The sequence below is a fragment of the Verrucomicrobiia bacterium genome (genome assembly GCA_035946615.1).
In the GTDB taxonomy this organism is placed as follows: Bacteria; Verrucomicrobiota; Verrucomicrobiia; order Limisphaerales; family UBA8199; genus DASYZB01.
Genome location: DASYZB010000105.1, coordinates 49878 through 62290 on the forward strand (window position 1 = coordinate 49878; position 12413 = coordinate 62290).

General features: G+C 58.5%; 10 protein-coding genes. 8 read left to right on the forward strand and 2 right to left on the reverse strand.

The window, feature by feature from the left end:
* Nucleotides 1-187: 187 nt before the first annotated feature.
* From VG146_14700 to VG146_14715, 4 genes are all read left to right on the forward strand, one after another.
* A complete protein-coding gene (locus tag VG146_14700; GenBank protein HEV2393599.1) occupies nt 188-1069 on the forward strand; it encodes a type II secretion system protein in 882 nt (293 codons plus the stop codon).
* 69 nt (nt 1070-1138) lie between these two features.
* Nucleotides 1139-1423, forward strand: coding sequence for a hypothetical protein (locus VG146_14705; protein HEV2393600.1), 285 nt, complete (start codon nt 1139-1141; stop codon nt 1421-1423).
* A gap of 140 nt (nt 1424-1563) precedes the next feature.
* Nucleotides 1564-2556, forward strand: coding sequence for a glycosyltransferase (locus VG146_14710; GenBank protein HEV2393601.1), 993 nt, complete (start codon nt 1564-1566; stop codon nt 2554-2556).
* Between the two features lie 79 nt (nt 2557-2635).
* Entirely contained in the window at nt 2636-3403 is a 768-nt protein-coding gene (locus tag VG146_14715; GenBank protein HEV2393602.1) for a hypothetical protein, read from the forward strand.
* A 346-nt stretch (nt 3404-3749) separates the two neighbouring features.
* Here the strand turns inward: VG146_14715 and VG146_14720 are convergent, their stop codons facing one another.
* The gene (locus tag VG146_14720; GenBank protein ID HEV2393603.1) at nt 3750-3917 is read right to left on the reverse strand and encodes a hypothetical protein; all 168 of its coding nucleotides are present in this window, start codon (nt 3915-3917) and stop codon (nt 3750-3752) included.
* A 384-nt stretch (nt 3918-4301) separates the two neighbouring features.
* On the opposite strand from VG146_14720, the gene VG146_14725 reads away from it, so the two are divergent.
* The 4 genes from VG146_14725 (at nt 4302) to asnB (ending at nt 10713) form a co-directional block, all read left to right on the forward strand.
* Complete coding sequence (locus VG146_14725) at nt 4302-5288, forward strand: DNA methyltransferase (protein HEV2393604.1); 987 nt, start codon at nt 4302-4304, stop codon at nt 5286-5288.
* Between the two features lie 98 nt (nt 5289-5386).
* Nucleotides 5387-6949: a methionine--tRNA ligase gene (metG, locus tag VG146_14730; protein ID HEV2393605.1), complete on the forward strand. Its 1563-nt coding sequence runs from the start codon at nt 5387-5389 to the stop codon at nt 6947-6949.
* A gap of 124 nt (nt 6950-7073) precedes the next feature.
* Nucleotides 7074-8807 (forward strand): glycosyltransferase family 39 protein, encoded by a 1734-nt coding sequence (locus VG146_14735; GenBank protein ID HEV2393606.1) that lies wholly within the window; start codon nt 7074-7076, stop codon nt 8805-8807.
* Nucleotides 8788-10713 (forward strand): asparagine synthase (glutamine-hydrolyzing), encoded by a 1926-nt coding sequence (asnB, locus tag VG146_14740; GenBank protein HEV2393607.1) that lies wholly within the window; start codon nt 8788-8790, stop codon nt 10711-10713. Before VG146_14735 ends, asnB begins: the two co-directional genes overlap by 20 nt.
* Here asnB and VG146_14745 read toward each other — a convergent pair.
* On the reverse strand, nt 10670-12319 hold the full coding sequence (locus tag VG146_14745) for a glycosyltransferase family 39 protein (protein HEV2393608.1): 1650 nt from the start codon (nt 12317-12319) through the stop codon (nt 10670-10672). The two genes, asnB and VG146_14745, sit on opposite strands and share 44 nt — an antisense overlap.
* Nucleotides 12320-12413: the final 94 nt, after the last annotated feature.

Genomic DNA, 12413 nt, shown 5'->3' on the forward strand with positions numbered 1-12413 from the left:
CGGTTGCGAGGCTCCCGGAGATGGCTGTGGTTGGTGCCTGTAGAGCCCCTCGGCCGGGTGCGACACGCCCGGCTCGCGAGAAGTCGTCGCCGCAGACTGTCCAATTTTGGGTGCTGAAAGATAACCGCGACATCCGCTGGCTCGATGCCACCATGCGCGGACGAACGGGCGAAATCCGGGCGATAAAATGAAGGGTGAACTTAACAGTTTTGAGCCCGAGCGGGAGCTAGCCTTCACGCTCATCGAACTGCTGGTCGTGATTGCCGTCATTACCGTTCTGGTGGCGCTGCTGCTGCCGGTCCTCGGGCGCGCCAAGGAGAAAGCCAGGCAAATACAATGCCTCAGCAACGAACGGCAAATTTACCTCAGTTACAGGCAAGCACTGGATCAGGATACGGGTGATAGCCTCGGAAAAGCGTCCGTGGGAGAGTGGGTGGCCTACCATATGGCCCAGCCGAAAGAGGGCTGGATTTGTCCCGATGCACCCCTGTCCAATACCAACTCCGTAGCGAGCGGCGCCTACGGCGGGTCCGTATCTTGTCCGTGGCGAAGCGCCCCAAGCATCCCAGTCCCCTGGGCAACAACGTTGCGCGGTTACCAGGATCTTCCCAACAAGCCCAGGTTTTTAGCTTCAAGCTATTCGGTGAATCTGTGGCTTGTGTTCGCTCCGCCTGTTTTCACCTGTGCCGATTTCGGGTTTGCCGACCGGTACTTCGGCTCCGAAAGTTCGGTTCCTTCACCCTCGCTCGTGCCGGTGCTGGGAGATTCCGGCTTAGCCTGCATTGCGAACCCAGCGGCTAGCGACGGACCCCCGTTTAATCTTAGCGAACCCATTCTGGCAATCAAGCACGGGGCAGGCAACGCCGGAATCTGCGCCTACCTCATTGCGCGTCACGGCAATCGGCCAACCCAGCCGCCAGGTTGGTGGCCCGCCAACCAGCGCTTGCCCGGGGCAATCAACATTTCTTTTTTTGACGGCCACGCTCAGTTGGTGCCATTGGAGAACCTATGGCAGCTTTACTGGCACAGGGGGTACCAACCCCCCACCAAACGGCCCGGCCTGCAATGAGACTAAGCCGCTACGATTTCGCTGGACCTCGCGTCCCCATGTGACCGATCCCGCGATAGAAAGGACCATATGAACAAACTGAAGAAACTGTTTAGTCCATCGACCCTGGCAGCCACGGTTGCTACAGGCCTGCTGGCCGCCTCTGCCGTCAACGCCCTCGCAAGTGAGTTGGTCAGCGCATGCTCGTTTGGCCAACCAGGCTGTCCGTCATCCTGCGCTAGGGTGTGCAACGACCCTAGCTTTGTTTACTATTGGTGCTGCGGTTCGACCGAGACCTGTGGAAGTTATGCGCCCTATGATGGCGGCAAGAACGGCTGCGAGGCCCCAGGGGCGGGCTGCGGCTGGTGCTTGTAGCGCCCATGCCGCGGGCACCCTGACGCGGGTTGCGTTTCGCGCCCATTAGGCGAGTAACCGGGCATGCGCCAACGATTTGGTTTTAACCCAAATAGCGTCTTATGTCCCACACACCGCCCCGTGGTGGGCTCCCACTCTACTTGTTCAGCGCCCCCGGAACCATCGGAGGGGCGTCGACCAAGGTGGCGCATTTGATCAGGCTGCTCTCCAACGTCTTCAAGATAACGGTGGTTCCGCCGCACGTCGCTTTTTGCAAGGACAAGGAAGTTCGACGCCTCATCGAGCCTTTCGGGGCCGGCATCTCTCTCCTGAAGGACCTCCCTGGCCGCCTCGAGGGGGTGGCTTTGGCCGTCTGTGAGCGCGACCTATTTTCGTCTGGGAGATCCCTGGAAATCAAACGACGTGGACTAAAGCTCGTCTGGTCCAACGAGATGATGTGGGCCTTCGACGGGGAAGCGGAAGCCGCGCGGAACGGCATTATCGACCGAGTGCTTTTCGTCTCCGAGTTCCAAGCAGCCGCATTCGCCGAGATCTACCAAGGTGTTCCGGCCTTCCATGTTGGCAACTACATCGACCCCGACGATTACGCCTTCCGTCAGCGGCAAAATCCTACTTTTACTCTTGGCCGGCTTTCGCGCGCCGACCCGAAGAAATATCCACTCGACTTCCCTGTCTTCTACGAGGAACTCGGACTGGGAGATGTGCGTTATCGTGTTATGGCCTGGAACAGAGATCTCGAAAAACAGTATCGATGGCACCACTTCGGTCCCGAATGGGAACTTCTGTCAGAAAGGAGGGAGCCGGCCTTGAAATTCCTCTACAGCCTGGATGTCTTCCTTTACCCTCTCGGCCATCGTGTTAAAGAGTCTTGGGGGCGGGCAGTCGTCGAGGCGATGCTGACTGGCTGCGTCCCCGTGGTCCCAGCGGGGCACCAGTTCCAGAATTTCATTGTCAGTGGCGAGACCGGCTTTATATGCCAGGAGTTCTCGGATTTCAACGCCGCCGTTCACGAACTATACGAGAATTACCCCCGCCGGATGACTTTGGGTCGGCGGGCTTCCTGTTTTGCCCGCGACACCTTGTGCAGCCCTGGAGATCACCGTAAGAAATGGGTGGAGGCGCTCACCTTCTAATCTTAAAACCTCACATGGCCTGACACGCAACCCAACATACTGCTACTGGTCATTCTGCGACGGACCATATGGTGCCTTGATGGAGAAGTGCGTCGAAACGGCCCGCCGAGTTGGGGTGTTTAAGGAATTTCACGTGCTTGCCGATCGGCCTGTGGAGGGCTGCATGTGCTACGACGCTTGTCAGTGCGACAAAGAGGCCGGCCTATTCAAGTTGCACTACCTGAAAGCGGGAATGACCAAACTGTCGTTTGATTACTTCATCTGGGTCGATGCTGATAGCCTGTTCATGCGCAATCCTTCTCAGGTGCTTGAAGCGCTTGGGCGAAGCCCCCTGCATGTCCCTTTGGAAGTCCCCCTCTCAGGGATACAGGAGGACGTTTCCTGGCGTGGGGTGTCCATCTTCAAACTGCGCGACGCATTTCGTCGCGAGGGGGTCGCAAACCGGGCCTATCTTTCTGAAAGTGCCTTTTGGATCATCCATCACGACGCAATCGACCACGTTTACGAGTTGGCACTGGGTTTCTGGCATCGTGCGAGGGGCACCGGATTACCGGTGGACATTTCCCATTCCATCGGTTACGCAATGCAAGTCTTGTGCGGCAATCCCGAGGCGCACCTATTGTCCGCTCGGCCAGACCTTTGGGCAAGCGAGGGCGTCGGCCGCCCCCGCAGCAGCGCTGAACGTGCGGACACGTGGGAGTGGCGCCACCCCTTGGCTCAGAGAGGGATAGCGGTCAGACCAGCGATCATACATGTCGGAGGCACGCTCCCCTGTGCATCCCGCGTTCGCCCTTTCGGGGAGAGCAATAGCACGGGGTCAAACTCGCACCCAGGCAAATTGGAGTGAAAGAAGGTTCCATGGGAGACTTAGTTTAATCTTCTTAGTCTTCTGTTATCGGTCTTGATGACACGATGAGAACGGCCATGACAAGCAAAGGACACAAAAGGACACAAGGACACAGCTCGCTGTTGACGCGGCGAGTGAAATTCACTACATTTGTGTGAGAACGGCCATGACAAGCAAAGGACACAGCTCGCTGGGCAGAGGCGGCCCCTTACGTGTCCGCCAGCCGGTAGCTATTGGCAGTGCGCTGTCGGTGCCGATCTCCTCCATTAGCCCTTCGCTAAAGGCATCGACCACCGAACCGATCACCCCGCCGCCCCCCATAATTTGGCGGACTCCACGACAGACCTTAGACGAGCGTGAAAAACGCGTGCTGCGTTACTTTGAACAGGGTCTTCTCTACAAAGAGATTCAGGAACAATTGCGCATCAGTGGCGGCGTGATGAGAAAACTCCAGCGCCGAATTTTCAAGAAGCTTCGGGCGCGGAACCGTGCAGAGGCCGTTGACAGGTGGCATCGGGGGATAACGGCCTAAACGACCGAGCGGCGCAACCTTGGAGTCTCGCGCACAATGCTCACACCGCGGGAGGAGACCAAGCCACTGGAAATTAGTGAAAGGAGTTGCTTTTCTTTGGTCAAGGGAAAAGTACCGCTTTTTTGGTCCTGGTCCTATGGCGCTTTGGCCAAAGGTCCACGCAGCTTCTGCGCGGTCAATCCAGGCAGAGTGGTATGGCAGCCTCAAACCGGGCCCGTTGCGCCGCTATCTTTAGACAACTCTTCGATGTCTATAGGAATGCAAAGCATCGATTACGTCAATGACCACACATCTCGGCCGACTTCCGCAAGCGCTCAGGGAGGCGCGTGAGGGGGTTTGTCTCCCAATCGCTTTGCCCGCCTATAGTTGAAAAGGATATGCGTGTACCGGATTGAAAAGGCAGACTGTTTTGAGTGGCTGCGGCAGTGCCCGGCGCTTTCGTTGCAGGCCGTTTGCACCGACCCGCCCTATGGGATTCTGGAATTTACGGAAAAAGAGTTGACGAAGTTGCGCGCCGGCCGAGGGGGTGTTTGGCGGCTGCCGCCGAAGGTCGGCGGCAGTCACCGTGACCCTTTGCCGCGTTTTACCATCCTGACCCAGGAACAGAAACAGCACCTGGGGGGATACTTTCGGGATTGGGGCAAGCTCCTGTTGCATGTCTTGGTTCCTGGAGCCCATGTCTGCGTCGCGGGGCATCCGATTCTGCAACATCATGTGCAGGGTGCGATGGTCGAGGCGGGTTTCGAGGTGCGCCCAGCCATCATGCGGCTTTATTTCAGCTTTCGCGGAGGGGACCGGCCAAAAAACGCGGAGAGCGAGTTTCCGGAAGTGTGCGTCAGCCCGAAAGGCGCCTACGAGCCATGGATGCTTTTTCGCAAGCCCATCGAGACCAAAACCGTCGCGGAGAACCTCCGGCAGTGGAAAACGGGCGCGTTGCGCCGGCTTTCAATTGACAAGCCGTTGCCGGATGCGATTCCCAGTGGCCGAACTCCAAAACGCGAGGAAGCAATTTCGGACCATCCATGTCTAAAACCACAGCACTTTATGCGGATTCTGGTTCGTACGCTGCTCCCCCTGGGCTTAGACCCGTTTATGGGTTCCGGTTCGACCGTCGCCGCTGCCGAGGCAGTCGGTTACGCCTCAACAGGCCTGGAGATTGACACGGAATATTTCCGGCTGGTGGAAAAATCGATTCCACGGCTTGCCGCTCTGTATCCCCAGTTCAAAGGCCAGGAAATAGAGATCGAGCTGAATGGGAATGTGGAAAGAGATATGCCCCAAGAACAAATGGCCCTTATGCTGGCGGAAGCCGCGTCACCGTATGGGGGGACACAACGAGGTCGAAAGAGGTGAGAGGGAGGCGTGTCGGCGGAGTGGTTGGTGACTCGCAATTCCTGTCAGTCAATCGTACCAGTTGCCAATGAGCTGCGCCTCCGTCACAGTAGCCGGACATGAGCAAGCGGTTTTACATCACCACCGCCATCGATTATGTCAATGGCCAGCCGCACCTGGGCCATGCCTACGAAAAAGTCATTGCCGACGTGATCGCCCGCGCCCGGCGCAGCCTGGGCATCGAGACGTTCTTTTTGACGGGACTGGACGAGCATGGGCAAAAGGTGCAGCAGGCCGCTTTTGCCGACAGCAAGACGCCCCAGGCCTATTGCGATGAGCTGGCCGTCGTCTGGCAAAAGTTCGCTGCCAAACTCGACTTGAGCAACGATGATTTTGTCCGCACCACCGAGCCGCGCCATAAGGCCGTTGTGCAGCGAATTCTCTCACGCCTGTTCGCGGAAGGCCATTTCTACAAGGGTCTGTACGAAGGATTCTACTCCACAAGAGAGGAAACCTTTCTGACCGAAAAAGATCGGCGCCCCGACGGCACGTTTGACCCGGCTTGGGGCGAGGTCATCCGGTTGAAAGAGGAGAATTACTATTTCAAACTCAAGCACCACCAGCAATGGTTGATCGATCATATCGAGGCAAATCCATCGTTTATCGCTCCGGACTATCGCCGCAATGAAATCCTTGGTTTCCTGAAAAATAATGTGCTGGAAGATTTGTGCATCAGCCGCCCGGCTGCACGGTTGAATTGGGGCATTCCTCTTCCCTTCGACGCGAGTTACGTCAACTACGTTTGGTTCGATGCCTTGAGCAATTACATCAGCATCCCGGCGGCTCTGGGCGACACCGGTGTGCCCCAGCCCTTGCTCCCGGAAGGGGTCAGCGCCAGCACGGAATGGCCGGTCTGGCCCGCGGACATCCACGTGATCGGCAAAGACATCATCAAGTTCCACGCCGTTTACTGGCCGATCATGCTCAAAGCCATGGGCGCCGCCTTGCCCGGACAAGTCCTGGCCCATGGCTGGTGGCAAAAGAATGGCGAACGGATGAGCAAAAGCACCGGCAACGTGGTGGACCCGGTCGCCGTCATCGACGAGTGGGGGGTGGATGCCTTCCGCTTTTATGTCCTGCGCGAACTGGACATTGGCGCCGATGGAAACTGGACTGATGCCGGGTTCCAGGGACGTTACACAGCCGAGTTGGCCAATGGGCTGGGCAACCTCGTCAACCGCTCGCTCTCGATGCTCAAGCGCTATCGCAATGGCCGGGTGCCTCAACCCTCGAATGAATTGGCCGCCGAGGCCTCAAAAGCGATTGCTGCAACCCGCGCCTTGCTCGAGCAAAATCAATTACAACGCGCGCTCCTGACGATTTGGTCCCTGGTAACCCGTGCCAATCAGTATGTCGATCACACAGCGCCTTTTAAATTGGCCAAAGACCCCACGCAGGCCGCGCGCCTGGACGAGGTCTTGTACAATCTGGCGGAGGTGTGCCGGTTGCTCGCCATCCTGCTTTGGCCGTTCGTGCCCGGGAGCGCATCGAAAATCTACGCCCAGCTCGGTCTGCCCGGAGCGCCGGACAAACTGGACGCCGCCGAATGGGGCCGCCTGCCCGCGGGTCATCTCATTGGTTCCCCTGTTCCCCTGTTTCCCCGCAAAGAAACACCAGCCTGATAGCGGAAAGGTCAGCGAGCATTGCGGAATTGCGCGAACGGCGTTGGCTCAAGGAGAACCCGGTTGCTTCGCGGGGAACATTTGGTAAAATGGTTTCATCGAGCAAAGCGCGTCAACGTCTTCCATGCCATCGAACCGCGCCCTGGCCGTGTTGGCCATGGCGATCATTTTCGCGACGATTTGTTTTCGTTTAGGGCATCTGCCATTGCTGGCGCCCGACGAGGGGCGCAACGCCGAGGTCAGCCGCGAAATGGAGGAGTCGGGGGCCTGGCTGGTACCGACCTATGATGGGGTTGATTACCTCGACAAGCCGGCGTTTTACTTCAAAGCTGTGTCCTTTTCATTGGCGATTTTCGGCCAAAATGAAACCGCTGCGCGACTCCCCTCCGCCGCATTTGGCGTGGGGCTTGTGGCGATGGTGCTGGCGTTTTGCAGAAAAGTCCACAGCACCCGTTGCGGCCTGCTGGCGGCCATCATTGTCCCCACCATGCCCCTTTATTTTGCCAATGCCCGCACCGTTATCTTCGATATCGCGCTGGCTTTTTTTGTCTGTGGCGCGATTTTCGCCGGCTACCTGGCCGAGACGACTGAGGGCAAGCCAAGGCGAATCTGGTATTTGTTGGGCGCTGCATCGGCCGGTTTGGCTACGCTGGTGAAGGGGCCCATTGGTTTCCTGATCCCTGTGCTGGTGTTGCTATTTTTTAATCGTCTGGAGGGCCGGACCGGTTCGTGGAAACGGTTGTTTGCGCCGCTGAACCTGGCCGTGTTCTTTGGTATCACTCTGCCTTGGTTCATCGGGCTCTGCTTAGCGCACCGGGACTTTTTCCATTACGGCGTGGTTGAGGAATCTTTCCACCGCTTTACCATCGCCAGCAGATTTCATCGCTCCGAGCCGGTTTATTTTTATTTGTTCATTGTAGCCGGGCTTTTTTTCCCCTGGAGCCTTCTGCTACCCGAAGCAAGTCTGGCCACCTGGAAGGAACGTTGGGCCAAACACCCCGCCGACCGGCTGTGCGTGCTCTGGTCGGTTGTGGTCATTATTTTCTTCTCCCTCTCTCAATCCAAGCTGCCCGGCTATATCCTCACCGTGACCGTTGCTTGCGGGATTCTCTTGGCGCGGTTGCTGGAAGCGGCGCTCACGGCGCCCGAAGGAAGGGCCGCGCGGGTGCTGGTCCGCGCGACGAGTATTTTTGCGGTGATGTGCCTGCTGGCTTCAATGGTGGCAGCGCTGGGGGTTTCCCACGCGCCCCTGCTGGCTAAACCGCTGCGCATCAGCGTGGTTGCGGCGAAGCAGCTTGGCCAATCGGCTCTCCCGCTGGCGTTGTTGCTTGCCGGATTCAGTCTCGTAGCAACGGTCGCCCGTTACCGGCGCAGCCCCGCCCTGTGCATTTTGTGTCTGACAGTTTTCCCGCCACTGTTGATTCACCTCAATACGGGGGTTCTGAATACTGTTTTCGATGCCAAATCTGGCCGGGAAATCGCCTCCCAACTCTCAGGTCTTCCTGGAAGAACAGAATTAGCCTGCTTCGAATGTTTTCCCAACGGCCTGTCCTTTTACCTGGGTCGCACGGCGACAGTGATTTCTCGTGATGGCCGCGAGTTGACCAGCAACTACATCATTTCTGCCCTCGAGAAAAAACAGTGGCCGAAGCAAATTGTGCCGCTTTCGGACTTTGACGATTGGCTGACCTCGCGAAAAGAGCCGGTTTGCCTGATCCTTCGCCGGACCGATCTCGCGAGGGTCGAAACGCTCGCTGCTTCCCGCCTCACGGCCGTTCGGGCTCTCTCGCCGGATTTCCTCGTTGCTCATCTTTCAGCCCCGGAGGGCGCCCCTCATTATGTGCGGCATCTGCGGTAGCATCGCTTTCTCCGGCCTGCCGGACCCCGAGGCAACTCGCGCGCTCGTTGATGCCATGCTGCAAGCCCTTTCTCATCGCGGCCCCAACGCAGCGGGCCGCATCGCCACGGATTTGGGTGTCTTGGGCGCGACCCGCCTTGCCATTCGTGGTCTGCAAGACGGCCACCAGCCGATGCTCGACCAGCAGACCGGCGTCATCGCAGTCTGCAACGGCGAGATTGACAATCATCGTGAGTTGCGCCGCTGGCTGGCAGAACGCGGGCATCTCGTGCAGGCTCAAACCGATGTCGCCGTGATCCCCGGTCTCTACCTCGAACTCGGCGAGGATTTCGTTTCCATATTGACCGGCGCTTTCGCTCTGGCAGTGTGGGACCCGCGGAACCGGCGGCTGGTCCTGGCGCGAGACCGGGCTGGGGAACGTCCCTTGTTTTTTGCAGCGCGTGAAGGGCGGGTCGTTTTCGCGACCGAGATAGCCGCGGTGGTTTCGCATGGCCGCTTGCCGGTTCATCTCGACCAAAGAGCTCTCCGAACGTACCTCCAGTTCGGCATCTTTCCTTCCCCCAACACTCCCTTTAGCCAAATCCAAAAGGTCGCCCCTGGCGAAATGGTGGTGTTGGACGCCGGGGGCATCCAGCACAAATCTTACTGGCGCTGGCGAAATGCCGAGACCGCCAAACAGCCGCCTTCCCTGGCTGCTTTCGATGAGGTTTTTCGCGGTGCAGTCGCCCGCCAGAGTGATGTGGAGGTGGATTTTGGCGTTTTCTTGAGCGGCGGCCTGGATTCTTCCCTGGTCTCAGCCGTGGCTCGCGCGCTGCACCCGAAGCGCCCTTTGAAAGCGTACACTCTTCGCTTCGAAGAGGAATCTTATGATGAAGGAGCGTTTGCCGAAACGGTCGCGCGCCAGTTGAACATGGAACCGGTGGCCGTTTGGGTTCAGCCTGAGGATGTGCCACGGGAATTAAAGACACTGGTTCGGTTGGTCGGGGAACCGTTAGCGGACCCGGCGTGGTTGCCGGCGGCGCTTTTAGCGCGGCGGGCGGCGCGCGATATTCGGCTTGCTCTGGTTGGGGAGGGAGCCGACGAACTCTTCGGAGGCTATCCCACTTACGTTGGCGCGGGCTTGGCCGAGCATTTTGCCCGGTTACCTCGATGGGCCAGATTTACAATTCGTCGATTGGTTGAAGCGCTTCCTCTCACTGAAAAGAAGATGACGATTTCGTTTCTCCTGAAGCGTTTTGTCCAGGGGGCCGGTCTCGAAGGCTTCGCGCGTCACCGGCTCTGGGCCTCGAATATTCCCCCCGCGCTCTTTCCGGGACTGGGCCTGCTCCCCGCAGTCGAGGAAAGCCCCAATACGGATAAGGGACTTCTACTGGACCGAGTGCAGCGGTGGGATTTGGAGGCCCTGCTGGCCGAGGGGCTTCTTACCAAAGGCGATCGCGCGAGCATGAGTTCTGCCCTCGAGCTTCGCGCGCCCTTCCTGGATGCCGCCGTAATGGAGTCGGCCCTATCACTGCCTGTTTCCGAACGAGTCCGGGGATTCAAGACCAAGGTCTTTCTCAAACGTTACGCTCTGCGTTACCTGCCAGAGTCAATCGTCACGCGGCGCAAGCGCGGACTCTCAGTCCCAATCGCCCGCTGGCTGCGCGGCCCACTGCGCAAATGGGCTTGCGACACTTTAGTGAGCGGGCGTCTCGAACGCGTTGGCATTGAAACCGCCGGAGCGATGAGCCTGTTCTCCGAGCATTGTCAGCGAAAGGCCGATCATGCCCGGGCCCTTTGGACTTTGTTGGTATTAAGCGAATGGCTGGATTGGGCGGCCAACGAAACAGACTCCCCGGCGCCTGAGGCCCTTGGGATGGGTGTCAGCGCAGAGTGCTACACTCAAACAGTTGCACACGTTTCATGACGCGGCCCTCGACCTTGATCTCCTGAACGCCGAGATCTGTAACAGACTCGAATTCCTTCAAGAGCACCGGCGGCGCCGCAACCGGTGGCGGCACTTTGGCAAAACGTATCGCCCTCCCAATTAGCCATTTCAAGGGCCAATCCGGCTCCAACCGGCAAGAACCGGGTTCAGTCACATAAATGGCATTCTCCCCCTTGCGCCAATTTTCGTAACGATATTCCGGCCAGAAAAAAAACTGGTTATCCGGTGTTGGCGAGGTCCTGTAGTAAACCAGTGGCCTGGTGGGCAGCCCCGCTCTGGCCGCCGGCAGGTAAAACGTAAACAAACCTGTGATACCATAGTGGTCGCAGATGATGAATGCCGGCTTGCCCTCCATGGCGAGCTTCCTTCGCATCCCTTCCACGTAAGCCGCGGTTTTCTCATACCCGCGCACGCGCCGCAGGGGGTCCACATCACCTGGCAGTCTTCGCCCGAGCACCGTTCCGATGATGTCGGTGTCGTGCAGTATGATCACCGCTGTCAACCCAAAGACCAGGCCGCCGATCAGCCAGCCTTTGATGTGCCCCGGGCCTTCCTGCCAGCGCCTTTCCCAATAACACACCATCAGGCAGTATATCGGCAGGACGCCGGGCGCAATCCAGTTCGGCAAAACCCGGGAGTGAAGCGAGTACGCGAGGTGCCCCAAAAACACGAACCCGCCCGTGCAGAAGAAATATAATTCCAGCGGCCTTTCCCGCCAACCCCTCCAGAGCGCCGCCATGGACCATAAAGCGCCGGCAAAGAAAATCGGGTTCAGCAATGCCACTTCTTCGAACAAGAATTCGCTGAAGAACCTCAAGGTGGGATGCCAGGGGGAGCCCAGGCCCGCGCTATCGGCGACATGGCGGACGGTGATCCAGCCGTGCTCGGAATTCCAGATGATTACGGGCGCCGTGCAGAGCGCGATGATCAGCAAGGCAAGATAAGGACCGGGTTTTCTGAGATGCGCGCGCGCCGGCGCCCAGACGACAAAGAACAGCGCCCAACAGACGATGAGGTAAAGCGCGCTGTACTTGCAAAGGAACCCCAAGCCGGCCGCCAGCCCTGCAAGCAGCCATTGGCTTGTCGTCCCATCGCGTTGCAGCGCCCTCCATCCTGCAATCATGGCCAGGGTCCAGCAGGCCACCAGCGGAGGATCGATTGTCATCAATACGGCGCCGACACTCATAAGCGGCGCGCTCGTAATAATCAGCAGCAGAAGAAAACCCGGGCGCGCGCCGACTTCGCGCGCCATAAATCGCAGGATAACCAGGCTCACAATAGCCGCCAAAACGGGTGAGAAAAACCGCACGCCAAATTGCGTATCACCCCACAGATGAGTGCCGCAAAACTGAATCAAAGCGATGCCGGGAGGTTTGCTGTAGTAGGAAAGCGCGAGGTGTTTCGACCAAAGCCACTGGTAAGCTTCGTCGGTGCTCAACTCAATGGTCCCAGAGGCAATATAGGCGAGACGGGCCGCCAAAAGCGCTGCAATCAAGACATACCCGAGCCAAACCCAGTGGCGGTCGAGTTCCGAGTTCCGCGCTCCGCGCTCTCCACGGGGCTTCTGTCGCTCTTGTACGCGCAAAAACCAAGTTCTAACTCTCAACCACGCGCAGAGCAAGTCGCAAGGAAGGCGTTGAGCAGAAGGGAGCGCATCTTGACACTGCCACCGGAACGCC